General features: G+C 42.8%; 21 protein-coding genes and 1 other annotated feature (1 of these 22 running past the window's edge). Of the genes, 2 read left to right on the forward strand and 19 right to left on the reverse strand.

The window, feature by feature from the left end; translation table 11 throughout:
- Nucleotides 1-87 (reverse strand) — a binding site (T-box leader) (it extends 142 nt beyond the left edge of the window).
- A gap of 226 nt (nt 88-313) precedes the next feature.
- Nucleotides 314-505, forward strand: a complete 192-nt coding sequence (locus J7E52_RS15685) for a hypothetical protein (protein ID WP_101222799.1) — start codon at nt 314-316, stop codon at nt 503-505.
- Nucleotides 506-561: 56 nt separating this feature from the next.
- On the opposite strand, the gene ysxE is transcribed toward J7E52_RS15685, so the two are convergent.
- The 8 genes from ysxE to hemA all read right to left on the reverse strand — a co-directional run bounded on the left by ysxE (nt 562) and on the right by hemA (nt 9,866).
- On the reverse strand, nt 562-1,632 hold the full coding sequence (ysxE, locus tag J7E52_RS15690; protein ID WP_309476897.1) for a spore coat protein YsxE: 1,071 nt from the start codon (nt 1,630-1,632) through the stop codon (nt 562-564).
- Nucleotides 1,633-1,727: 95 nt separating this feature from the next.
- Nucleotides 1,728-3,224, reverse strand: coding sequence for a stage VI sporulation protein D (gene spoVID, locus J7E52_RS15695; RefSeq protein WP_286197801.1), 1,497 nt, complete (start codon nt 3,222-3,224; stop codon nt 1,728-1,730).
- A 389-nt stretch (nt 3,225-3,613) separates the two neighbouring features.
- Nucleotides 3,614-4,903 carry a glutamate-1-semialdehyde 2,1-aminomutase gene (hemL, locus tag J7E52_RS15700; protein ID WP_214748289.1) on the reverse strand — a complete coding sequence of 430 codons (1,290 nt, stop codon included), beginning with the start codon at nt 4,901-4,903 and terminating at the stop codon, nt 3,614-3,616.
- A 47-nt stretch (nt 4,904-4,950) separates the two neighbouring features.
- Entirely contained in the window at nt 4,951-5,943 is a 993-nt protein-coding gene (gene hemB / locus J7E52_RS15705; RefSeq protein WP_072273336.1) for a porphobilinogen synthase, read from the reverse strand.
- Complete coding sequence (locus J7E52_RS15710) at nt 5,940-6,737, reverse strand: uroporphyrinogen-III synthase (protein ID WP_214748292.1); 798 nt, start codon at nt 6,735-6,737, stop codon at nt 5,940-5,942. Before J7E52_RS15710 ends, hemB begins: the two co-directional genes overlap by 4 nt.
- Complete coding sequence (hemC, locus tag J7E52_RS15715) at nt 6,737-7,669, reverse strand: hydroxymethylbilane synthase (protein WP_214748294.1); 933 nt, start codon at nt 7,667-7,669, stop codon at nt 6,737-6,739. The genes J7E52_RS15710 and hemC overlap by 1 nt, the downstream gene beginning before the upstream one ends.
- Nucleotides 7,670-7,678: 9 nt before the next feature.
- Nucleotides 7,679-8,509, reverse strand: a complete 831-nt coding sequence (locus J7E52_RS15720) for a cytochrome C assembly family protein (RefSeq protein ID WP_133349505.1) — start codon at nt 8,507-8,509, stop codon at nt 7,679-7,681.
- 10 nt (nt 8,510-8,519) lie between these two features.
- On the reverse strand, nt 8,520-9,866 hold the full coding sequence (hemA, locus tag J7E52_RS15725; RefSeq protein ID WP_214748296.1) for a glutamyl-tRNA reductase: 1,347 nt from the start codon (nt 9,864-9,866) through the stop codon (nt 8,520-8,522).
- A 253-nt stretch (nt 9,867-10,119) separates the two neighbouring features.
- Between hemA and J7E52_RS15730 the strand changes: the two genes are divergently transcribed.
- Nucleotides 10,120-10,602, forward strand: coding sequence for a LiaI-LiaF-like domain-containing protein (locus tag J7E52_RS15730; RefSeq protein WP_214748297.1), 483 nt, complete (start codon nt 10,120-10,122; stop codon nt 10,600-10,602).
- Between the two features lie 74 nt (nt 10,603-10,676).
- On the opposite strand, the gene yihA is transcribed toward J7E52_RS15730, so the two are convergent.
- The 11 genes from yihA to ilvC all read right to left on the reverse strand — a co-directional run bounded on the left by yihA (nt 10,677) and on the right by ilvC (nt 26,074).
- The gene (yihA, locus tag J7E52_RS15735) at nt 10,677-11,258 is read right to left on the reverse strand and encodes a ribosome biogenesis GTP-binding protein YihA/YsxC (protein ID WP_034308918.1); all 582 of its coding nucleotides are present in this window, start codon (nt 11,256-11,258) and stop codon (nt 10,677-10,679) included.
- Nucleotides 11,255-13,576: an endopeptidase La gene (gene lon, locus J7E52_RS15740; protein WP_214748299.1), complete on the reverse strand. Its 2,322-nt coding sequence runs from the start codon at nt 13,574-13,576 to the stop codon at nt 11,255-11,257. The genes yihA and lon overlap by 4 nt, the downstream gene beginning before the upstream one ends.
- Nucleotides 13,577-13,832: 256 nt before the next feature.
- Nucleotides 13,833-15,503, reverse strand: coding sequence for an ATP-dependent protease LonB (lonB, locus tag J7E52_RS15745; protein ID WP_214748302.1), 1,671 nt, complete (start codon nt 15,501-15,503; stop codon nt 13,833-13,835).
- 414 nt (nt 15,504-15,917) lie between these two features.
- Entirely contained in the window at nt 15,918-17,186 is a 1,269-nt protein-coding gene (clpX, locus tag J7E52_RS15750; RefSeq protein WP_101222811.1) for an ATP-dependent protease ATP-binding subunit ClpX, read from the reverse strand.
- Between the two features lie 432 nt (nt 17,187-17,618).
- The gene (tig, locus tag J7E52_RS15755; protein ID WP_214748306.1) at nt 17,619-18,911 is read right to left on the reverse strand and encodes a trigger factor; all 1,293 of its coding nucleotides are present in this window, start codon (nt 18,909-18,911) and stop codon (nt 17,619-17,621) included.
- Between the two features lie 182 nt (nt 18,912-19,093).
- Nucleotides 19,094-20,128, reverse strand: coding sequence for a tetratricopeptide repeat protein (locus J7E52_RS15760; RefSeq protein WP_214748308.1), 1,035 nt, complete (start codon nt 20,126-20,128; stop codon nt 19,094-19,096).
- A gap of 159 nt (nt 20,129-20,287) precedes the next feature.
- Entirely contained in the window at nt 20,288-20,887 is a 600-nt protein-coding gene (leuD, locus tag J7E52_RS15765) for a 3-isopropylmalate dehydratase small subunit (RefSeq protein ID WP_214748311.1), read from the reverse strand.
- A gap of 28 nt (nt 20,888-20,915) precedes the next feature.
- Entirely contained in the window at nt 20,916-22,325 is a 1,410-nt protein-coding gene (leuC, locus tag J7E52_RS15770; RefSeq protein ID WP_214748313.1) for a 3-isopropylmalate dehydratase large subunit, read from the reverse strand.
- A gap of 70 nt (nt 22,326-22,395) precedes the next feature.
- Nucleotides 22,396-23,508, reverse strand: coding sequence for a 3-isopropylmalate dehydrogenase (gene leuB / locus J7E52_RS15775; RefSeq protein ID WP_214748315.1), 1,113 nt, complete (start codon nt 23,506-23,508; stop codon nt 22,396-22,398).
- Nucleotides 23,509-23,523: 15 nt separating this feature from the next.
- Nucleotides 23,524-25,059: a 2-isopropylmalate synthase gene (locus J7E52_RS15780; protein ID WP_214748317.1), complete on the reverse strand. Its 1,536-nt coding sequence runs from the start codon at nt 25,057-25,059 to the stop codon at nt 23,524-23,526.
- Nucleotides 25,046-26,074, reverse strand: a complete 1,029-nt coding sequence (gene ilvC / locus J7E52_RS15785) for a ketol-acid reductoisomerase (RefSeq protein WP_191928833.1) — start codon at nt 26,072-26,074, stop codon at nt 25,046-25,048. Before ilvC ends, J7E52_RS15780 begins: the two co-directional genes overlap by 14 nt.
- Nucleotides 26,075-26,101 lie beyond the last annotated feature (27 nt).

A 26,101-nucleotide genomic window follows, 5' to 3' on the forward strand; every position in this document is an offset into this window, starting at 1 on the left:
GATGCTGCTGCCTGGAAACCTCGCACCAATTTGGTTTCCTCTCTGAAAAGTGCATTTCATCTTACTATTTCCGGTCTTTGCATTGATTTATATTCATATGTAAAATCATTGAATGCATATAGTATATAGTACAAAAAATATGGGGCTCGAGTCAATCATCTTTTCGCTTACTTTCCCAGGAATCATCCCATTTGATACATTCAAGGTCATTTTCTTTATTTTATCCTCCAGGAACAATGAATGTGACGGCTTTTTCACCTTTTCCACTGCCCACCCATAGAATATAAGAAGTCCTAAAAAGGAAGGTAATAATATGAAACGAAGATATACTCCCTATACTTTACCGCCTTGGATGAAGAAATTCCGCGGTGTCTGCCAGCAGTTCATCGTCCCCTTTATCGTATTCCAAGGATTACGTACGCTGATTTTTCCGACTTTCTTCGATATGCTCCTGTTAATCGCATTTATTTTCCTGGCCATGTCTTTATATTTCGAATGGATTTAATTATTCCCTTACAGCAAAAAAATATACATGACTGGAGATAATCCAATCATGTATATTTAGCTTGGGGGTGATTGTTCTTCTTTGGCAGCCTCGGTAGCAGCCTTTTTCTGCTGTTCGATCTCTTCGATTTTCATCACCATATATTCAATATTTTTCAGAAGCCAAAATTGCCGCTGCAGTTGAGTAACATTATCAAGCTCTGAACGATGGCTCCTGCCATCGGAATAACCCTTCACTAATTCCAAAGCTGATCCAGGGAATGCCAGATAACTTTGCATGAGCAGCAATTCCTCTTCTTTCAACGGAAAATAACGAAAATAGTTATATAGCCAGTCAACGCAGTCATCGCATTGGACAGGATAGGTCCTGGCCGATTTAACGAGAAATGGCAGTAAATCGAAATGCGGCGGAGCCGTATTCGAATTCTCAAAATTGATGAAGTAGCCATACCCCCTCTCATCATAAACGAAATGCTTTAAAGAAACCTTTCCGTGCGTAACCACGGTTCGAACCTTTTCACTATCCTTCGTTTTTTCATACCAGGTTTCAAACTTCTTGATCGAATACTTCAGCGCCTGTGAAATATCAGTGTAGAAAGAACAAACCGTCAGTTCGAATGGAGACATATACCACTTCTTTTCACAGCTGACAATATACTCATCCATAAAGTCCTTCTCGTTATTCCAGGCATCAAGCGTCCGCTCATAATGGGCCTCCCGTTCCTCGATATCCACTTGTATTTCCTTAACGGAAAGTGCATGCATTCGGGCAAGCTCCCTGAACATTTGCTTATGTTTTTCATCGCGCTCCCCGTCCCCATCATTATTGAGCCAGGGCATCAGGTAATACAAACGTCCATTATGAAGAACGGCGTAACGCTGATCCATCGTTTGATAAATCGGAACGATCCGATTAAAGCCGCGATGGTACAGTTTTTGAACATTTTTAATAAAATCAATTCCGTTCTGCGGTAACATCGATTTCAAGGCAAATGTTCCGCGATCACTGTATACTTTTTTCACACGCCCGAAGTCCTCGATATATTGTACATACATGGCATATTCCTTCAATACGGTCTCCGTGTCCCGATCCCGATTGGCAGGCTGCTGATTCTCGTTTTCCCTCACGAGACTCACTCACTTTCTCTAAAAAAACTAAACAATCCGATTCCACTAGCACCTAAAAAACAGGAGCAGACCATATGCTCTGCTCTCTGTCCTGGTCAATTCTTATATGCAACCGCCTTCGGTATATAGATGACTTGCCCTTCATGGACGTTCTGATTCGACTCCAATTCATTGCTGAAAAGTATCGATTGAACCGTAACATCATATCGTTGGGCCAAGTCATCAAGCGTTTCCCCTTGCTGAACGATGCAAACCTTCATCCTTACCAGTTCTTCTTCTTGTTTCCGTCCGAATAAATCCATGATGGAAGGCTGCTTTTCATGATCGGCCGTTTCTTTATCATCACGTTCCGCTTGTTTCCTGCCTTTGAGATTCTTACCCTCCTTAGCCGGAGGCGCAGGTCTTTCCCTCTTTTTGAATAGATCGCTTACGGACGAATTGGCTTCCTCTTCCTGCTCCACCTTTACATGTTCATTAAGGATAGGACCCGCTGCAACGACATCTTCCTCCTGCCGGATAACATCCTCGGTTTCTAAATTTGGAACAGGGCTATCTTGATGATTGGTTGCTTCACTTAGCTCTTCAACTGCTTCTTCTTTCAATGTCACTCTAGGAATCTCCATCTTCTCCACAGAATCCTGCCTGATTGCTTCTTCCACCAGTTTCTCCTCTTCCACGGAATCCTGCCTGATTGCTTCTTCCACCAGTTTCTCCTCTTCCATGGAATCCTGCCTGACTGCTTCTTCCACCAGTTTCTCCTCTTCCATGGTAGGTACCTTATCCGTGGAGACAGACGGATCTCCAATAACTTCTTCCTCTACAGCTTCAACTTCAGCTTCTTCCTGTCTATGCACTTCCGTTTCCCACTCCTCCTCTTCAGGATATGGTGAAACGGGAATTTCAAAAACTGGGGCACTATGCTGATCGCTTAAATAAATCGGTTCCTCTTCCTCTTCATTTGCTTCAGAAACTCGTTTTGACTCTGCAGAAAAAGGCGCGTATAACTCTTCTTCCTCCTCATCACGGAAAACAGGCTGAAAATCCGGGATTGGCGGCACTGCAGCCGCATAAGGAATATATGACTCATTTTCTCCATCCGTTTCTTCCTGTTCCTCTGTTTCCCCAACTTCCTGCTCCGTATCGAACCGTTCTTCCACGTATGAATCATTATAGATTCCGGTTATCAAAAGGTCCGCCTGCAATTTCAAACAGTTATGCTCTGGGAGGGCATAATCAAAGCTTTGAATCGAGACATCGACCTCATCCAATGAGGCAATCCGATTATTCGGAATCGTTATATCAACCGGAAAACGGTGTGTGAACTCATTAAGTCCATTGAGATGCCTCTCGACCTTTTGAACCGCTTTTGGCAAAAAGGTCTGCGAAAACTCCTCTTCTTCACCATTTTGCGAGTCTTTGTATTCACCGCTTAAATCTAACGAGCCACGTATGAAAACATATTGATCACTTTCTTGAATCGTCACATTTGGATCAAGCGAAATGGAATATAGCTCAGCCACTTCCTGTCCCTTCTGGAACCAAACGGATTCCTCTAAAGAAAATCGTAAATACGATTCATTTTCTTGCGACAAAACAACTCCTCCTTTCAACTTCATGAAACGGTACCTATACCAATATCAATCTATGAAGAAAGGAAGCTGATTATTCCTTAATTTCATATGTAACCCTCCAGATCTTATATTTCCCGAACCTTTTAAAAAGAAGGAGATTCAACTTTTTCAGATTTAAATTGTATCAATCGGCCTGAAAATTTCTGAATGAAACCATTTATTCGGCCTTCTACCATATTATTTCGACCTAACTCCATATTATTTCGACCTATCTCTATATTAATTCGTCCTTCCACGTACTGATTGAATTGAAAAAAAACTGGCTACCTTTTTCCAAAAGTTTTTGGAAAAATGGTAGCCAGTTCAAATTCATCATTATCGAATATAGCGGTATTTCATGAAGCCTTGCATCATTTTTTTAATTTTGCAAAAGCCTGTTCTGCCGCTGCAATGGTCTTTTCGATATCTTCATCACTATGTGCAGTGGAAAGGAATAAACCTTCAAACTGTGACGGCGGCAAGTAGATGCCTTGATTCGCCATTTCCCTATAGTAAGAAGCAAAGAACTCTAAATCTGATGTTTTTGCTGTATCATAGTTTACGACTTCTTCATTCGTAAAGAAAAGACCAATCATTGACCCGGCACGGTTGAATGTATGGGGAACTCCGTACTTTTCCGCTGCTTCCCCAATTCCTTTTTCGAGCATATCCCCTTTTCGGGTGAACTCATCATAAGATTCTGGAGTCAATTGACTCAGCGTTTCAAGGCCGGCCGTCATGGCAAGAGGGTTACCAGACAATGTTCCCGCTTGATAGATTGTCCCACTCGGGGCAATTTGTTCCATGAATTCGCGCTTGCCTCCGAATGCTCCTACAGGCAGGCCGCCGCCAATTACTTTACCAAGGCAAGTCAGGTCAGGTACGATGCCAAAATAGCCTTGTGCACAATTATAGCCGACACGGAATCCTGTCATAACTTCGTCAAAGATCAATAGAGCTCCGTATTGGGTCGTCACTTCACGTAAGCCTTCGAGGAAACCAGGTTGTGGCGGAACCACACCCATGTTCCCTGCAACAGGTTCTACGATGATACAGGCAATGTCTTCGCCAAATTGTTCAAACGCATATTTGGTTGCAGCTAGATCATTATATGCTACGGTAATCGTATTTTTCGCAATGCCTTCCGGTACTCCCGGGCTATCCGGTAAACCTAATGTTGCAACGCCGGAACCCGCTTTGATCAGCAATGAATCACCATGGCCATGATAGGAACCTTCGAATTTCAGGATTTTATCACGGCCTGTAATGCCTCGTGCAAGCCTTAGTGCACTCATCGTCGCTTCGGTTCCTGAAGATACCATCCGGATCATTTCAATCGAAGGCACCCGTTCCATGACCAACTTGGCCAGTTCATTCTCAATCAGCGTCGAGGTTCCAAAGCTTGTACCAGACTCCGCTACCTTTTTCAATGATTCCACTACACGGTCATTCGTGTGACCCAAGATAAGCGGTCCCCATGAAAGAACATAGTCGATATATTCATTTCCATCGATATCATACATTTTTGAGCCTTTTCCACGCTCCATGAAAATGGGATCCATGTCCACAGATTTGAAGGCACGTACCGGGCTGTTCACGCCGCCTGGCATCAAATTTTTTGCTTCGGCAAACGCTTTTTTCGATTTTTCATATGACCGCATGATTCAATCCCCTTTTTCCATTACAGGTTATATTTATATTTTTTATATCATTGATTATCTTCGTTTATCCAGCGTGCTACCTCTTTTGAAAAATACGTAATGATCAAGTCGGATCCTGCGCGTTTCAAGCCTGTCAGCATTTCCATCACTATCGCTTTTTCATCAATCCAGCCATTTTGGGCAGCAGCCTTAACCATTGAATATTCACCGCTGACATTATAGGAAACAATCGGAAGATTAAAGTTATTCTTAACGTCCCTGATGATATCCATGTAGGAAAGGGCTGGTTTCACGATTAGGAAGTCCGCACCTTCAGCAACATCTGATTCAGCTTCACGGAATGCTTCAAGGCGATTGGCGGGATCCATTTGGTAAGTTTTCCTGTCGCCAAATTGTGGCGCACCATTCGCAGCATCACGGAATGGACCGTAAAAAGCCGAAGCATATTTCACCGCATAGGACATGATTGGAATATCTTCATAACCCGCTTCATCCAGACCTGCACGGATGGCCGCAACGAAACCGTCCATCATGTTGGAAGGCGCAATGATATCGGCGCCGGCCTCTGCCTGGCTGATTGCCGTTTTGGCAAGAAGGTCAAGTGAAGCGTCATTGAGGATTTTTTCCCCTTCAACGACCCCGCAATGGCCATGGCTTGTATACTCGCAAAGGCAGGTATCCGCTATGACAATAACTTCAGGATATTGTTTTTTAATAAAACGGGTTGCCTCTTGCACAAGTCCGTTATGGTGAAATGCACCTGTGCCCTGTTCGTCTTTATCATGATCAAAAGGGACTCCGAATAAAATGACTGATTTAATGCCCAGACTCACGACTTCATCCATTTCGGCCCCCAGATTATCCATGGATAGCTGATAGATGCCTGGCATGGAGTTGATTTCATTTTTCACATTTTCCCCGTCGATGACGAAGATCGGATAGATCAAATCCTCTTTATGCAATTGTGTTTCACGGACTAGAGCCCTCATGCCAGCACTTGCACGCAAGCGACGGTGGCGATTGAATGGAATGTTTTTCATTTTAAAGTTCCTCCCTTTTTACTTCTTTTCGAAATGAAGCGTATTAACTCCGCAACCATGGCATCCGTCGTATAAACATCCGGACAGACATCGACGGATAGCCCATGTTTTTCAGCCGTTTTAGCGGCAATCGGCCCGATGCAGGCGATTATGATCCGGTCTATGTATGTATCCAATTTATGGCGTTTCATGATCTGTAAAAAATGATTGACCGTCGATGAACTCGTAAAGGTTATGATGTCGATATCATCGTTCTTTATAAGCTGCACCAGTTTTTTTTCACTGCTTCGAGGAAGCACGGTATGATAAATAATCACTTCATCACAGGATGCACCAGCTTCATTGATTGCCTCCGCAATAACCGCCCTTGCGAGATTTCCTTTTGCCAGCAACACACGGGACCTCCGATCAAGCAGGGGATTGAACTCCGCCACGAACCCTTCGGCAACAAACTGAGCTGGAACGAAATCCGCCTTATAACCATGTCGATTCAGGGCCGCTTCTGTTTTGGAGCCGATTACGGCTATTTTCGGGAGCTTTAAAGGCTGGTTACCAAGAAGCTTAAAGAAGAAATCCACCCCATTTTGACTGGTCAGAATGATCCAGTCATATGTAAGCAACTCATCTAACCGCTGTTGCACTTCTTCCATATGATCAGGAAGAGTGAACTCAAGCAATGGCACAAGAAGCGGCGTTCCGCCATTTTTCTCGATCGACTCTTTTAAACCATCTGCCTGTCCTATCCCTCTGGTGATTAATACCTGATAATCCTTAAGAGGTTGAACGGGATTCATTACTGATCAAGCTCTTCTTTTACGCGATCGATCAATTCTTTACCGCCCATTTCGCTAATCTGTTTGGCAGCAGCATGCCCAACCGCCTCGGGATCAGTTCCCTCAACCATTTCTTTATAAATCACCTTTCCATCCGGGGCAGCGACCAAAGCCGTCAGGGAAACGGATCCATTATCTTTTGCCACCGCAAATCCGGCAATCGGCACCTGGCATCCGCCTTCCATTTTATCCAAAAAGGCGCGTTCCGCTTCAACCGTTCTTTTCGTCTTTTCACAGGTCAATTTCGCAAGTTGCGCCAGCAGTTCTTTGTCGTCTTCGCGGCATTCAATGGAAAGTGCTCCTTGTCCAACTGCCGGAATGCAAATATCTTCATCTAAAAATTCCGTTACGATGTCCTTCTCCCATCCCATTCTTGATAGTCCTGCTGCCGCTAAAATGATAGCATCATAATCTTCCGTTTTCAGCTTATTCAGACGTGTATCGATATTACCGCGAATCCATTTAATTTCAAGGTCCGGCCTTCTAGCCAATATTTGCGCGCCACGGCGCAAGCTGCTTGTACCTATGATGGAACCGGGCTTAAGTTCGGAAAGTGTTTCATGATTCTTTGAAATCAAGGCATCCCGATGGTCCTCCCGCGGTGGTATGCAGCCAATCGTCAAGCCTGAAGGCAGCACTGCGGGCATATCTTTCATACTATGTACTGCCATATCAATTTCTTTATCCAGCATCGCTTGTTCGATTTCTTTAACGAATAAGCCCTTTCCGCCTACCTTGGAAAGTGTTACATCAAGGATTTGGTCACCCTTTGTGACAATTTCCTTCACCTCGAAATCGTATGGGACCCCAAGCTCTTTAAGTTGATCGATAACCCAGTTCGTTTGGGTGATCGCTAATTTACTACGTCTAGAACCGACAATTATTTTTCTCATAGTTTCCTCCTATGTATTCCAAAAGTGGAATGTTGAAAGGCTTCCGAAAAGGAAAAAGTTAATTAACACAATCATGAAAGATCCAATATTCAGAAAGGCTAGCGTCCTTCCATACATTTGTTTCCGAATTTTCAAGTATAAAAACACACTGTAAGCGATAAGCAAAATAAATGAACCGATGATTTTCATGTCAAGCCAGGATACCCCAGGCACTTTGATATATGCCCATTGAATCCCGAGGATAAGGGAAACCACTAATAATGGAACACCTATTACTGCGAGGACATAAGACATTTGCTCGAGCTTTGTTAAATCGCCGAGTCGAAGCAGGCGTTTTCCCCATTTCTTCCGTTTCAGTAAATCATATTGAATTAAGTATAAAAGTGAAAAAACGAAAGAAAGCGTGAATGCCCCATATGATAGGATGGCAAAAGTGATATGTATGAGCAGTAGCTCTGAAACCAGGCGCTGTGCAAGCACTTGAGATTCTATCTGAACAGGTGCAAAGGTATGGATGGCCATAACCATGAAACCTAATACATTCGTAAAAAAGACCGTAAAATCGACTCTTAGCAATCGGTTAATGATTAAAGATAACGATATGAGGACCCATGCATAAAAATATAAGCCTTCAAAAATCGTCAATACCGGGAATCTTCCCGTTTTCAACACATACAGAAATAAAAAAATTGTTTGCAGTACCCAAACAATAGAAAGCAACCAGAAGGCGACCCTGTTCGCCTTCTGGTTATTATTGAGGAAATCGATAAAATATAAAAGCATACTGATGGCATACAACAATACAGTTGCTTCATGCAATCTTGTCATTAGTAATTCCATATCTACCTCATTACTGGACAGGAACTGGATTCAATAAGGATGACTTGGAGCTGTTCCGTTCTTTTTCATCCTCAACCAGCTGGTCTTCAATCAATTCCTCTAAATGGAAGATTTTCACGAAATTATTTAATTGCTCTTTTGCATTCGGCTCATCTGCCAGCTCTTTTGCATAAAGTATCGGATCTTTCAGCAATTGGTTGATGATGCTTTTCGTATGCTTGTTCAGAACTTTTTTGTCACGTTCGCTTAAATGCGGAAGCTTTCTTTCGATGCTTTCCATCGTTTCCTTTTGAATCGATAGGGATTTTTCCCGTAAGGAAGAAATGACGGGAACCACACCAAGCAAATTAATCCATTGATTGAAGTCAACGATTTCTGATTCGATCATCAATTCTATTTTCTCGGCAGCTTTTTTACGTTCTTCGATATTGGCTTGCACGATCCCTTCAAGATCGTCAATGTCATACAAGAAGACATTTTCCAGCTCGGCCAATGTTGGATCGAGGTCACGCGGCACTGCGATATCGACCATGAAAATAGGACGGCCTTTACGAAGCTTATTGACGAATGACATCATTTCTTTTGTTACAAGAAGATCTTTTGATCCAGTGGAAGTAATCAGGATATCAGTTTCCACTAAAGCGCATTGCAGCTCTTGAAGCTGTTTCGCCGTACCATTGAATCTCTCCGCCAGGTCGACCGCTTTCTGAAAGGTGCGGTTAATGACTGTAATGCTGTCGGCACCATTGCTATGCAGATTTTGTATGGCCAGCTCACCCATCTTACCGGCCCCAAGAATCAAGACATTCTTGCCGTTCAGGCCTCCGAAGATTTTTTTTGCAAGCTCGACTGCCGCATAGCTGACTGAAACGGCATTTGTATTGATTTCGGTTTCCGAATGGCTTTTTTTAGCTAATGTAAGGGCTTGCTTGAAGAGATGGTTAAAAACGGTACCAATCGTATCTTCCTTCTGCCCTAACAGATAGCTTGAACGTACCTGTCCCAAAATCTGAGTTTCTCCCAGTATCATGGAATTCAAGCCGCAGGTAACTGAAAATAAATGCTCGACAGCCCCATCTCCTTCATAAATGAACAGATATTTAGAAAATTCTTCTTTATCGATATTAAACCATTCCGAAAGAAATTCCTTTATATAATACCTGCTTGTATGAAGCTGGTCACCCACCGCATATATTTCCGTCCTGTTACATGTTGAAATAATAATATTTTCCAAGATGCTTTTTTTATTTTTAAGAGCTTTCATTGCCTCGGCAAGTTCGGCTTCGTTAAACGATAGTTTTTCCCGAATTTCTACAGGGGCAGTTTTATAATTTATACCAACCGCTAGAATATGCATCCTTTTGTTTTGCACCCCCAAAATTTTTCATGTAAATTTATTATACCATGTACTAAAATGGTTTCACGCAAATAATATGAACAGTTTATGAAAACGTATGCTACCATGAAAAGACAGCCAAAACGCCTGGAATGCTACAAAAGGTGCCTAAGCGGGATTTCTAAGTTACATACATATTTCGACATTGTGTACAAAAGTACCATATCAAAAATGGCAAAAAACTTCAAGTAATCGAATTGCATAGGAGGATAAAATGAAAACGCAGCGTATTTTCCCAGGAATCGTTTTAATCGGTTTCGGGCTCTATTTTTTTCTAGAACGTTCCCAAATCGAAATCTTTCCAGGCTTTTTCAGCTGGCCCACTTTATTATGTATAGTTGGTGCCGCCTTCCTGATTCAGGCATATAGCGGTAATGAATATGAGTCCATCCTGCCAGGCGTCATCTTACTGGGGTTCGGGGCTCACTTCCATATCGTCGAGAACCTGGATATTTGGCCGGATAATATAGGTATCTTTATTTTAATCATCTCGCTGGGATTTATTCTCCGGGCACGCAAAACAAATTCTGGAATGTTTCACGGAATGGTCATACTTCTCATCTCGATCACTTTCTTATTCTATGATCAAATCACATCGTCTTTTGGGATTGTTGAAACAAGCACTGCGAACATCGAAAGGTTCTGGCCATTTGCCTTGATGGCAATCGGCATTTATTTTTTGGTTCGTAAAAAGTGAGAATTGCAGATTGGCTATGTTTTACGAATTCCATGATGAAAAAGGGTATTCCAGATGCGGAATACCCTTTTCTATTACATATACTTTTTAAGCACGCCCCATGCTTGTTCCTTGCCTTCGCCTGTTTCACCAGAGAATAGAAGCAATTCGTCTTCTTTTTCCATATTTAACGTTTGGCGCGTGATTTTCAAGTGCTTCTGCCATTTGCCTTTTGGAATTTTATCCGCTTTGGTGGCAATGACGATCCGGGGCAGGTCATAATGCTTCAGGAATTCATACATTGCGATATCATCCTTTGTCGGCGGATGACGCAAATCGACGATCAGAAGCGCAGCCCGGAGCTGGTCTCGGGAAGTGAAGTACGTTTCGATCATCTTACCCCAAGCATCACGCTCGGTCTTAGATACTTTTGCATAACCATAACCCGGTACATCCACAAAATGGAGTGCTTCATTTATGATATAAAAATTCAAGGTCTGCGTCTTACCCGGTTTAGAGGATGTGCGCGCCAAGTTTTTTCGATTGATCATTTTGTTGATGAAACTGGATTTACCAACGTTGGAACGGCCCGCCAAGGCAAATTCCGGTATTGGAGTATTGGGATATTGTTCAGGCTTCACAGCACTGATGACAATATCTGAACTCGTCACTTTCATTCGTTCACACCTACCAATGCATGCTCAAGGACTTCATCGACGTGTGAAACTGGAACAAATGTTAATGCTTTACGGACACTTTCCGGGATATCATCAATATCCTTTTCGTTATTTTGCGGGATGATGATTTTCGTAAGTCCTGCGCGATGGGCCGCTAAAGATTTTTCTTTAAGCCCGCCGATCGGAAGAACCCGTCCGCGTAATGTAATTTCGCCTGTCATGCCTACCTCTTTTCTGATCGGCCTATTTGTAAGGGCCGATATTAACGCTGTTGCAATCGTGATGCCTGCAGAAGGGCCATCTTTCGGGACCGCACCTTCAGGGACATGAATATGAATATCATATTTTTCATGGAAGTTCGCATCAATCTGAAGTTTCTCGGTTTTTGAACGGACATAACTGAAAGCAGCTTGGGCTGACTCTTTCATTACATCGCCAAGCTTTCCTGTCAGGATCAGCTTGCCTTTACCTGGTGATAAGGAAACCTCGATTTGCAGCGTATCGCCACCTACCGACGTGTATGCTAATCCATTAGCTACACCGACTTGGTTCTCGACCTCCGCCTGTCCATAATGGAACATGGTTTTCCCTAAAAACTCCTCGACATTCTTTTCGGATATGACGACCCGCTTTTTATCTCCGGACACGATGATTTTTGCAGTCTTCCGACAGATGCTTGCAAGCTGTCGCTCCAGACTCCGAACACCGGCTTCCCGAGTATAATATCGGATGATTTTTGTAAGAGCTTCCTCACGGATTTGCAGTTGTGTCTTCAATAAACCATGGTTTTCCAGCTGTCTAGGCAGCAAGTGATCCTTGGCTATATGAAGTTTCTCTATCTCAGTATAACCTGCAATCGAAATGATTTCCATACGATCGCGAAGCGGGCCAGGAATCGACCCCAAATTATTCGCCGTCGCCACGAACATGACCTTGGAAAGATTATAGGTTTCTTCAATATAATGATCACTGAAATTATGGTTTTGCTCTGGATCGAGCACCTCCAGCATCGCTGCAGATGGATCTCCCCTAAAGTCATTGGACATCTTATCCACTTCGTCCAGTAAAAAGACTGGATTGATGGTTCCAGCTTTTTTCATGCCTTGAATGATCCGTCCCGGCATCGCCCCTACATATGTGCGGCGATGTCCTCGGATTTCTGATTCATCGCGCACCCCGCCTAAAGATATACGGACGAAATTCCTATTCAGGGATGAAGCGATCGATTTAGCCAAGCTGGTTTTCCCGACCCCTGGCGGTCCCACCAGGCAAAGGATCGGCCCCTTCAATGAATTGGTCAATTGCTGGACGGCCAAATACTCAAGCACCCGCTCCTTCACCTTTTCCAAACCATGGTGGTCCCGATTCAGGATTTTTTCGGCTTTATGAATATTCAAGTCATCTTTGGTCGCTTTGGTCCAAGGAAGCGAGATCAACCATTCGATATAATTGCGGATGACAGAACTCTCGGCCGAGCTGGAAGGAACCTTTTCATAACGGTCCAATTCCTTTAATGCCGTTTCTTTGATGTGCTCAGGCATATCCGCTTCTTCTATCTTTTCGTTGAGGACCTCAATTTCCCCTGTTTTTCCTTCTTTATCGCCCAATTCCTTTTGGATCGCTTTCATTTGTTCTCGTAAATAATATTCCTTTTGAGTACGTTCCATCGAACGCTTAACACGCTGGCCGATCTTTTTCTCGAGAAAAAGAACTTCTTTCTCGTTATTTATGATCTCGATTACACGGCTTAAACGCTCTTTCATATCAATGGTCTCAAGCACTTCTTGCTTCTCCTTCAATTTCAAAGGCAAATGGGAAGCGATTATATCCGCTAATCGCCCAGGCTCTTCAATATCCGAAGTGGACGAAAACGTTTCACCGGTTATTTTCTTGGACATTTTTATGTATTGTTCAAAATAATCCAGTAGTGTGCGCATTAATGCCTGATGTTCAGCATCCTTTTCATCACTGTCTTCATATATTTTAATCTTGGCACCATAATGTGTCTCATAATCGTAAAATTCAATGACCTCTGCTCGGTTCAACCCTTCAACCAACACCCGGATTGTACCATTCGGAAGCTTCAACATCTGTTTTACCTTTGTTAAAGTTCCCATTGTAAATAAATCTTCTTCACCTGGTTCGTCCAACGAAACATCTTGTTGTGTCGTCAAAAATATAAGATGGTCTTCCACCATTGCTTTCTCAAGGGCTTGTACCGATTTATCTCGGCCTACATCTAAATGAAGTACCATCGTTGGATATACAAGCAGTCCTCTAAGCGGCAGGAGGGGGACGATGATTTCTTTATCAGTCATTTCCTGACACCTCCATCTAATTAGTATCGTCGTTGTAAACTATTTACCCATGTTCTCAACCTTTTAACAATTCTATCCTATTTATATAGAAGTGTCTATTCGTTTACCTTAACACGTTTCGACTGCTATTATTATCTCCAATATTAGATAAAAAAGCACGTCATAATGCGTGTTTATTTTTTACGTTACGTTTGTCGGGAACGCCAATATGGTCCTTAAAATGCCCCGGTTCTTGTTTTTAGCCGGGGCATTTCCTTTATACACTTTCTTTTTTTGATAGGTCCAAGGTTGTAAGGATTTGTTCCGACATCAATTCTTTTTTCAGTGCCTGATCCAACACTTCTTTCACATTCGAAACCGGAATGATTTCTATATCCTTGATTTCAGATAGAAGTGGCTGCATGTTTTCGGCTGGGATGATTACTTTCTTTGCCCCGGCAAGTTTTGCGGCCTTGATTTTCGGAATGACACCGCCAATCGGTTTAACGCCGCCATGGATGCTTATTTCTCCAGTCATCGCCACTGTGTGATCAACAGGGATTTTATATATGGCCGAGTATATGCCTGTGGCCATTGCAATTCCTGCAGAAGGGCCATCTACTGGACTTCCGCCCGGAAAGTTCACATGGATATCGAATTGATTGGCAGGCACTCCCATCGACCGTAAGACCGTAAGGACATTTTCAATTGAACCTTTCGCCATGCTCTTGCGGCGAACCGATTTGCCACTTCCGCCGCCGATACTTTCTTCTTCAACGATTCCAGTAATGTTTATCGACCCTTTTTCATCAGAAGCGGCCATGACAGTAACCTCGATTTCCAGCAAAGCCCCGCTGTTGGGACCATAAACTGCAAGACCGTTGACAAGGCCTATTTTAGAATTCGATTCTATTTTCCTGTCCATTCTTTGGGTCAGCTGGCTGCTATGGGCCATCCAATCTATATCTTCTTCTCTTATAAAAGTCCTGTTTTCATTAATTGATATTCCTGCAAGAGTCTGAATCATGTTTACAGCTTCCCTGCCATTTCGGGCATAATCCGAGATCGACTGTAAGCCTTTTTCACTGATGGTGATCCCCACTTTATCTGAGGCATTCTTAGCCACGGTGATTATTTCTTCCCGGTCAAGTTCACGGAAAAACACTTCTATGCATCTTGAACGTATCGCAGGCGCGATTTCATTTGGCGTTCTTGTTGTGGCTCCAATCAAGCGAAAGTCAGCCGGCAGTCCATTTTTAAAAATATCATGGATGTGAGTGGGAATATTTTGATTTTCCTCTTGATAATAAGCACTTTCCAGAAATACCTTACGATCCTCCAATACCTTTAACAGTTTATTCATCTGTATTGGATGAAGCTCCCCTATTTCATCTATGAACAGGACGCCTCCATGAGCATTGCTGACTGCACCCTGCTTTGGCTGCGGAATGCCTGCCTGTCCCATTGCCCCGGCTCCTTGATAGATTGGATCGTGCACAGAACCAATGAGCGGATCGGCAATCCCCCGTTCATCGAACCTGGCTGTGGTGGCGTCCAATTCAACGAAGACGGCCGAATTCTTAAAAGGGGACTTGCCATTTTTCTTCGCCTCTTCCAAAACAAGTCTGGCAGCTGCTGTTTTCCCAACCCCTGGAGGACCGTAAATTATCACATGCTGGGGATTCGGCCCACATAAAGCAGCTTTTAAAGATTTAATCCCATCTTCTTGACCGACGATTTCATTAAATGTGCTTGGTCTAACCTTTTCTGCCAATGGCTCTGTTAACGAAATCGATCTCATCTTCCGTAATTGGTCCATCTCCTTACGTGAATCACGGTCAATGGAAACTTTTTGTGTCCGCTGGCCTTTCAATAAATTCAAAAAATACAATCCAATAATAATCCCGAAAAACAGCTGGATAAACAACGCCAATCCTGTCCAATTCATCGTATTCCCTCCTGCACTCTCCTAGTTTGTCATTTCTGTTAGTATCTCCTTTGGAAGGGCGAAATTATCCAAGAAATTCGTGTTGAAAATTTTGGCGTTTTTATCCTAAATACCAACAATTTGAAAAAAAGACAAAGAAAAAGACTGCCAGGATGACTGGCAGTCTCAGACTGTAAACAACTCAAAATTAACTGGTTTTACCCTACTGTTTTTTTGAGGGTTGAACGTTGATTTCCACTACAGGCATTCGCTTTCCGCGGGCGGTCCGGGAGCCTCCTCAGCGCTCCTTGCGCCTGTGGGGTCTCCCTGGAACGCGTATTCCCGCAGAAGTCTCGTACACCCGTTACAATCAACTTTGGTCTATAAACTAAAAGACTGCCAGGATGAACTGGCAGTCTTTCTTTTCCTTATAAATCAAGCAGATGTTTTCTTTTCTTGTCCTTTGATGGTTGTACCGTCCTTAAGGACAAGCTTTGGCGATTCATTTTTCGAAATCGTGCTGCCTGTGATTACACATTTTGCAACATCATCACGTGAAGGCAGATCGAACATCACTTCAAGAATGATGCCTTCGATGATGGAGCGCAGACCACGTGCACCAGTTTTACGTTCAATTGCCTTTTTAGCAATTTCACTTAGCGCTTCCTGTTCGAATTCCAATTCAACATCGTCAAGCTCAAGTAATTTTTGATATTGTTTAACAAGGGCATTTTTCGGCTTTGTAAGGATTTCTATCAAAGCAGCTTCATCCAATTGCTCAAGAGTCGCAATTACCGGAAGACGTCCGATGAATTCCGGAATTAATCCGAAACGAAGCAAGTCTTCAGGAAGGACTTTTGAAAGCAATTCTTTTTCTGCAACATCATCCTTTTTCACGTCAGAGCCAAAGCCAATGACTTTTTGACCAAGACGGCGTTTGATGATCGGTTCGATGCCATCAAAGGCACCGCCGCAGATGAACAAAATATTGGTCGTATCGATTTGGATGAATTCCTGATGTGGATGTTTACGTCCACCTTGAGGCGGAACGCTTGCAACCGTTCCTTCAAGAATTTTCAATAATGCTTGTTGCACACCTTCACCAGACACGTCACGTGTAATGGAAGGATTTTCCGATTTGCGGGCAACTTTATCGATTTCATCAATATAAATGATGCCTTTTTCCGCTTTTTCCACATCATAATCAGCGGCTTGGATTAATTTTAGAAGGATGTTTTCGACATCTTCCCCAACATATCCAGCTTCCGTCAATGAAGTGGCATCAGCAATAGCAAAAGGAACATTCAGTAATCGCGCCAATGTTTGCGCAAGAAGGGTTTTCCCGCTTCCCGTCGGTCCGATTAAGGCGATGTTACTTTTAGACAGCTCCACATCGTCGACTTTGCTATTGGAATTGATACGTTTATAGTGGTTGTAAACAGCGACAGCCAAAGATTTCTTTGCCTGTTCTTGTCCAATCACATATTCATCAAGAATTTCACGGATTTCCATAGGTTTAGGAACATCCCTGAATTCCACTTCTTCATCTGTGCCCAGCTCTTCTTCGACGATCTCCGTACAAAGTTCTATACACTCGTCACAAATATAGACACCTGGACCAGCAACCAGTTTACGGACTTGTTCTTGTGTTTTACCGCAAAAAGAACATTTTAACTGTCCTTTTTCATCATTAAATTTAAACATGTACGTTCACCCCTTTAAATACTCTTCCAACTCTATTACATAGCGGTACCCAATCGTAATGAATAAAAACTAGGCACACATCTACTTAAGCATTCCAAAATCCATAGTATGTTTTGCATTTTATCATGTTCTTGGAAGTTTAGTAACAAAAATGCTCACGCGTCCGAGTTGTTAAATAAGTATAATAATCAATCAATATGTATTTGCCCTTTACCAGTATGCCCAAAACTTTGGATTTTTAAAAGCAGGATTTGCTGTATAAATATGTATATGCGGTATTAGAACTAATCTACACCGAAATCCAAAAAAAATCAATCAGGAAATAACCGATATTTGAATTTTACACTAATTCTCAATATGTATAAAACAAGGCACGATTACTCGCGCCTTGTTTTTTTTAAGGAAATATTTAAATCTACTTATTTATAAAAATTATTTTGCGTCAACTGTTTTGCTGTTTTCTACCAAGAAGTCAATCGCTTTCTTAATTTTAAGATCGCCTTTGATTCCTTCTACGTTTCCAAGAGCTTGTTTGATCGCATCAACTTCCATATTGTACATAGTAGCCATTTGTGCAAGTTCAGCTTCTACATCTTCGTCAGTCGCTTCAAGTTTTTCAACTTCAGCGATTGCTTCAAGAGTTAGGCTCGTACGAACTTGTCCTTCAGCTTCTTCTTTCATTTGCGCTTTTAAAGCTTCTTCGTCTTGACCTGAGAATTGGTAGTAAAGTTCCAAATTAAGACCTTGAGATTGAATGCGTTGAGAGAACTCATTCATCATGCGGTCTACTTCATTTGAAATCATTGCTTCAGGAACGTCAATTTCTGCACCTTCAACAGCTTTACCGATTACTGTGTTTTGAATGAAGTTTTCTTCTTCGTGTTTTTTGTCATGCTCTAGTTTATGTTTTGTTTTTTCTTTAAGTTCAGCCAAAGTTTCCACTTCGTCGTCGACATCTTTCGCGAACTCATCATCCAACTCAGGAAGTTGTTTTGTTTTGATTTCGTGAATTTTCACTTTGAATACTGCTGGTTTACCTGCAAGTTCAGCAGCATGGTATTCTTCAGGGAATGTAACTTCGATATCTTTTTCAGCGCCAGTTTCAAGACCGACAAGTTGCTCTTCAAATCCTGGAATGAAAGAGTTTGAACCGATTTCCAATGAATGGTTTTCTGAAGCTCCGCCTTCGAATGCTTCACCATCAACGAATCCTTCAAAGTCAAGAACAACTGTATCGCCTTCAGCAACTTGTCCTTCTTCTTTAACGACAAGCTCAGCTTGACGCTCTTGTAAAGTTTTCAATTCGTTTTCAACATCTTCGTCAGTTACTTCAGTATTGAATTTTTCAACTTCAACACCTTTGTAATCTCCCAATTTAACTTCAGGCTTAACTGTTACAGTTGCAGTGAAGATCAGGTTTTCGCCTTTTTCCATTTTCTCGATGTCGATTTCTGGACGATCTACAGGCTGAATTCCAGCTTCTTCGACAGCATTTGCATAAGCATCTGGAAGAATGATATCAAGCGCATCTTGGTAAAGTGATTCTACGCCGAATTTTTTTTCGAACATTTGACGTGGCATTTTACCTTTACGGAAGCCAGGTACATTTACTTGTTTCACTACTTTTTTGAAAGCTGCGTCTAAACCTTCGTTTACTTTTGCAGCGTCAACTTCAATTGTTAGTACGCCTTGATTACCTTCTTGTTTTTCCCATTTTACAGACATGTGTTTCCCTCCAAAAATCTATATACTTCAATAATAAGCATTGGATGAATATGCTTTGCAAGTGTTAACAAGTCATCCTTCAAATATACCCAAAAATATTGGGGAAATCGTCAAAATTAGACGATTATACATTACAACCACTACATTATACCACAGGATTAATCTGTTACAACAGCAATAGCTTAAATAATGGGATAAGAAATTTCTTCAATTTCTTTTATATAGGAAAGAATATCTGCAACGCTTTCCTCTTCAGCCTCGTATAGGTCCGCTAAGTCCCTCCCGAAAACCTCCCCGGTCATATATTCTTCCGCCAAGGCATGGTAGGCAGCTGCCCATGCAGGAAAGCTTTCAGGTCCGGGTTCAAAAGGAAACAATAAAAAAGAATGACGTTCAATCAAACTATGGACCATTTCAAATAAGCTCGGATTATCCTGACTGATTTCCTCTTCCGTCAGTACGGTTACCTTCTTATAGAAGTCCGTCTCCTTCAAACTTTTCAATTCCCTTGGTATGACCGACTTCGATTGATTGAATTTCCTCAACGTCACTTCCTCGTTATATTCCTGGTCGATAAGGATGTTAAGGAGCATCGTTTTAAAGAAAGGGTGTCCCTCATCTTTTTGTAGAAATTTTTCGATTTGAGGGATAAATGGTCGAATATTGATATTCGTGAGTTTTGAAATGACTGTAAGCATTTCATTATCCGTTTTCCCTACAAAAAGTTCATCCTCCTGCAATTCCTCTGAAAGCTGCTGATTTTGCCTTTCCTTCTCCTCTTTTTTATCCTCAAGGGCCCTTTGGCTGAACTGAAGCATCTTTTCGAAATGTTCCTCTTTATCAAAGGGAATTTGGTTTTCTTCAAATAGCAGTTCGATCGTCGTAACCATTTCCTGATGCTCGCCTAATTGCAGCAGTACCATCAAATAAATATTGATCAGTTGAAAATAGTCGCCGATGCCTTTATTCAGCATCTCTATACACAACTCTTTTGACTCCTTGTAATGCTCAAGTTCGACTAGTGAGACCACTAGCCCCATGCAAACTTCATCATTCTCGGGCTCATACTCCCTTGCTTGGCTGAAAAGCTGTGCAGCCGCTTTAAAGTTTCTGTTTCCAAGCTCATCCAGTCCTTTTGCAATCAGCCTTTCACCGAGATTTGGAAAGGCGATAATCTTGGTTTCTCCGGCCTTCTTTGGGTTATTCTCATTATCCATCCTATTTTCCGCCTCACCGTTCGCTTTTTGAGAAACAGTTTAGCATGTAATGGCAGGAAACACAAAATTTATATGGGCGGATGAACACCTTTCTTTCACCGAAAAAAATCCCGCATCCTTTCAAATTAAGAAAGGATTACGGGAAATGACCTTCTTCTATTAAATACTCGATACAGCCTTTTTTTGAGATTCATAGGCAGAAATCTCTTTATCATATTGAAGCGTTATCGAAATTTCATCCCAGCCTTTGATGAGCATTTCCTTCCAATATGGATGAATTTCAAAGCTTGTTTCAAACCCTTGACCATCTTTCAATGTCTGATTGGGAAGGTCGATCGTCAACTCATAGTCAGGTGCCGACACTCTCTCCATTAAATAGTTTACTTCAGCCTGGGTCAAGGCGATGGGCACCATGCCATTTTTCATGCAATTACTTTTAAAGATATCGGCATAAGACGGAGCGATGATGATATCGAATCCGTAGTCTTTCAATGACCAAGGGGCATGCTCACGCGAAGAACCGCAGCCAAAATTCTCTCCTGCTATTAAGATGGACGTGTTTTGATTATGAGGCTGATTCAATTCAAAATCAGGACGTTTGTTTCCATTTTCATCAAAACGCCAGTTATAGAATAAAAATTCGCCAAATCCGCTTCGCTCAATCCGTTTTAAAAATTGCTTCGGAATGATTTGGTCCGTATCCACGTTTTTACGGTCAAGTGCCGCCGCTCTTCCTTTATATATAGTAATGGGTTCCATTCTTTGCACCTCCGGTTAATTCGTATTCTTAATGGACTTGTTCAGTTCTTTTCAAATTCCTAATATCGACAAATTTCCCATGAATGGCTGCCGCGGCAGCCATAGCCGGACTAACGAGGTGTGTTCTTGCTCCAGCTCCTTGCCTGCCTTCAAAGTTCCGATTACTTGTGGAGGCACAATGCTCACCGGCCGGAACCACGTCAGGATTCATGCTCAGGCACATGCTGCAGCCCGATTCACGCCATTCGAAGCCCGCAGTTTTGAAGATTTCATCCAACCCTTCATCTTCCGCTTGCCTTTTGACGCTTTGTGAACCGGGAACGACCATTGCCCGAACTCCTTTTTGAACAGTTTGGCCTTCAATCATTTCTGCAGCTTGCCGTAAGTCCTCAATGCGTGAATTGGTACACGATCCTATGAAAACATGTTGTACGGGAATTTCCGTGATCGGCATGCCTTCCTCAAGACCCATATACTCAATGGCTCGATTCAATTCCTTGGGATCCATGATATCTTCCGCAAAGGTAGGCACTTTACCGTCCACTCCACTAGCCATTCCAGGATTCGTCCCCCAGCTCACCATTGGTGGAATCAGACTGCCATCAAGAATGATTTCTTGGTCATATACAGCATCCTCATCACTTGAAAGTGACTTCCAATCCTGAACACATCGCTCGAACTCTTCTCCTTTCGGCAAATATTTACGACCTTTCAAATAAGAGAAAGTTGTTTCATCGGGAGCTACCAGCCCCGCTCTAGCCCCGCCTTCTATCGACATATTGCAAACCGTCATTCTCTCTTCCATTGACATATCCCGGAAAACTTCCCCACAATACTCAATGACATGCCCCGTGCCAAAATCGACGCCGAATTGGGAAATCACATATAAAATGACATCTTTCGCCATTACGCCATGACCAAGCTTGCCATTAACCTCAAGCTTTAATGTTTTGGGTTTTGTTTGCCATAGGGTTTGTGTGGCCAAAACATGCTCGACCTCACTCGTACCGATTCCGAACGCAATCGATCCAAAAGCACCATGTGTGGAAGTATGACTGTCACCGCAGACAATCGTCATCCCTGGCTGTGTAAGCCCTAATTCCGGCCCGATAACGTGAACGATCCCTTGATCCGGGCTGTCTAAATCTGCAAGGCGGATACCGAATTCCTTACAGTTTTGCGCAAGCGCCTCTAATTGTTTCCTTGCAATATCATCCTCGATGAAATAGCGGTTAACGGTTGGCACATTATGATCCATTGTAGCAAAAGTGCGGTCGGGCCTTCTGACTGTGCGTCCTTTTAATCTCAATCCTTCGAATGCTTGCGGAGAGGTCACTTCATGAATATATTGAAGGTCTATATAAATTAAATCCGGTTTATTCTCCTCTTCATTTACAATATGGCGATCCCATATTTTCTCTATTATCGACTTTCCCATCACTATCCCACCTCGATCAATCTTGTATTTTTTTAAAAAACACGGCCTAATGTTAGGCCGTGAAAGAAGTTTATGCGTAAGCTCCCATGATGTTGGAAATGGCTTCCTGGTCTAAAAGATTAGCTTTTATTTCTGCAATCATCTCTGAAGTAGACGTAATATTTGGTTGGCCATTGGCGATATCGCCTGTTCTCAAGCCATATTCAAGGACCGTTTCCACCGCCTGCTCAACGGCTTGCGCCTCATCTTCCAAACCAAAGGATAGACGCAGCATGGAAGCCGCTGATAAAATCGTCCCAATCGGATTAGCCAGGTTTTTGCCCGCGATATCCGGGGCAGAACCATGAATCGGTTCATATAGATTAGGCCCTTTTGTTGATATAGAGGCGGAAGGAAGCATTCCAAGCGAGCCAGTCAATACCGACGCTTCATCGCTTAAAATATCACCGAACATATTCTCCGTCACGATAATATCAAATTGTTTCGGGTTTTTGATCAATTGCATGGCTGCATTATCAACAAGCATATTTTCAAGGATTACATCCGGATAGTCCTTGGCAATTTCTTCAGCCGTCTCACGCCACATCCTGCTTGATTCAAGAACATTCGCTTTATCCACGGATGTTACTTTTTTCTTGCGATCCGATGCTAATGCAAAAGCAAGTTCAATGATGCGCTTCATTTCGCTTTTCTGATAGAAAAGCGTATCGACGACCGCTTCTTTCCCTTCTTTTTCAACGCGCTCACTTGGCTTTCCGAAATAAAGGCCGCCAGTTAGTTCCCTGACAATCACGAAATCCACATCTTCAATGAATTCCTTTTTAAGAGGAGAAGATTCCGACAAGCTGGAATAATAGCTGATTGGACGGATGTTAGCATAAAGATTCAAATCTTTTCGGATTTTCAACAAACCTCGTTCCGGTCTTAGGTGTGCAGGCTGGTCATCCCACTTAGGTCCTCCAACGGCCCCTAATAATACCGCATCGCTGTTTTTACAAATCTCCACTGTTTCATCCGGCAGGGGCGAACCTGTGTTATCAATGGCCCCGCCGCCAATCTCACCATATTGAAATTCAAAATCGTGTCCATATCTTTGGGCAACGGCTTCGAGGATTTCTACAGCGCCTCTTGTTACTTCTTTCCCGATGCCATCTCCTTGAAGCACCGCAATATTCCTTTTCATCGAAATCTCCCCTTCCTATAGTAATACTGCTTTTTCTTCCAGTTCCTTCATGATGATCACACGGTTCACAGCATTCAAATATGCTTTAGCGGATGCTTCCAAGACGTCCTGATCAAGACCGCGGCCGCTTGTTTCCACTCCGTTATAAACAATTTTCACAAAAACCTGAGCAAGGGCATCCATTCCGCCGCCCACCGATTGAATTCGATAGTCCAGCAGGTTGATCTCGCTGCCCAAACATCTTTCAAGCGTGTTATAAAGGGCCTCAACACTTCCTGCACCTGTAGCCGCTTCCTGAATCTCTTCATTATCGCCTTTTTTCAGTGTGACCGTCGCTGTCGCCGTTTGATGGGTACCGTGGGAAATCTGTAAGGAAATCATGTCAAAGAAGCTGATATCCGCCGCTTTCTCTTCAAGCACCAACGCAACGATATCTTCATCCGTCATGGTCTTTTTATTATCTGCCAATTCCTTGAATTGGACGAATAATGAGTTCATTTCCTCATCCGTTACCGTAAAATTCAACTCTTGTAATCTTTCTTTGAAAGCATGGCGTCCTGAATGCTTTCCTAAAACGAGTGAATTGGACGAAACCCCGACGAGTTCAGGTGATATGATTTCGTATGTCGTTTTTTCTTTTAACATGCCATCCTGGTGAATGCCAGATTCATGTGCGTATGCATTGGCACCAATAATGGCTTTATTTGCAGGAACTTGCATTCCCGTAAGGCGGCTGACCAAATCACTGGTCCTTTTAATTTCATTCAATACAAGATCCGTTCCCGCTTGATAGAAATCTTTACGGATATAGAGTGCCATGGCCACTTCTTCAAGCGCCACATTTCCGGCACGTTCACCAATACCGTTGATTGTGCCTTCGACTTGCGTAGCCCCGCCTTCGATGGCAGCCAATGAATTGGCCGTCGCCATACCAAGATCGTCATGGCAGTGTGCAGATAAACTAACTTTATCAATAGAAGGAACATGTTCACGAAGGTATCTGAAAATGTTTCCGTATTCGATCGGAGCTGCATATCCTACAGTATCCGGAATATTAATGACCTTGGCACCAGCTTGAATGACCGCTTCAACGATTTCAGCCAAGTAGTCAAGTTCTGTACGGCTTGCATCTTCTGCAGACCATTGTACGATCGGAAAACGCGCTGCTCCGTACTTGACCATTTCCACCGACTTTTCAATCACTTGCTGCTTCGACATTTTCAACTTGTATTCACGATGAATGGGCGAAGTGGCGATGAACGTATGCAATCTTGGTTCTGCGCCGCCCCTTAATGAATCCCAAGCTGCATCAATATCTCCTTTTACAGCACGCGCCAGCCCTGTGACAGAGCTGTTTTTGATTTTGCGCGCGATTTCCTGTACGGAGTTGAAATCCCCTTTGGATGCTGCCGGAAAACCGGCTTCGATAATATCAACACCCAATCTTTCAAGCTGATAAGCAATTTCAAGTTTTTCGGTAAAATTTAAATTTACACCGGCTGATTGCTCTCCATCTCGAAGTGTAGTTTCAAATATATTAATTTTTCGCAACGGCTACCACTTCTTTCTCTTTTTGTTGAGGTTTTACGAATGGCATCATTTTTCTTAATTCACGGCCAACCACTTCGATTTGATGTTGGTTTTCACGATTATTGATAGCATTGAAGACTGGACGATTCGCTTGGTTCTCCAAGATCCATCCTTTAGCGAACTCACCGTCCTGGATGTCTTTCAAGATCGCTTTCATGGCCTCTTTCGTAGTTTCCGTCACAACGCGTGGTCCAGAAACGAAATCTCCCCATTGAGCTGTGTCAGAAATTGAATAGCGCATGTTTTCCATACCGCCTTCATACATAAGGTCGATGATTAATTTAAGTTCATGTAAACACTCGAAATATGCTACTTCCGGTTGGTATCCAGCTTCTGTCAAAGTTTCGAATCCTGCTTTCACAAGGGCAGTCAATCCGCCGCAAAGTACGGCCTGCTCTCCAAATAGATCCGTTTCCGTTTCTTCCTGGAAAGTAGTTTCCAAACCGCCAGCTCTTAAAGAACCGATTCCCCGAGCGTATGCAAGGGCCAATTCTTTTGCTTCACCCGTAACATTTTGATAGATGGCGAACAATGCCGGCACCCCTGCACCTTGTTCATATGTACGGCGAACAAGATGTCCCGGACCTTTTGGAGCGACTAATAATACATCTACGTCTGCCGGAGGAACGATTTGATTGAAATGGACGTTGAATCCGTGTGCGAACATTAACGCTTGACCTGCACGCAATACCGGTTTGATTTCTTCTTGGTATACTTTCGGCTGAGTTTCATCCGGTAATAGGTTCATGATTACGTCTGCCTGTTCAGCAGCTTCTTTCACTGTGTAAACATTAAAGCCGTCTTCAACCGCTTTATCGAAGGATTTACCTTTCCTGATTCCGATGATTACATCTACACCGCTGTCACGTAGGTTTTGTGCGTGTGCGTGTCCTTGTGAACCATATCCGATTACCGCTACCTTTTTATTGTTGAAAAAATTCTCGTTTGCTTCTGCGTTATAATATACTTTTGCCATAATAATTACATCTCCCTTTTCATCATT

Source organism: Bacillus sp. ISL-34 (assembly GCF_018613325.1).
Classification (GTDB): domain Bacteria; phylum Bacillota; class Bacilli; order Bacillales; family DSM-1321; genus Peribacillus.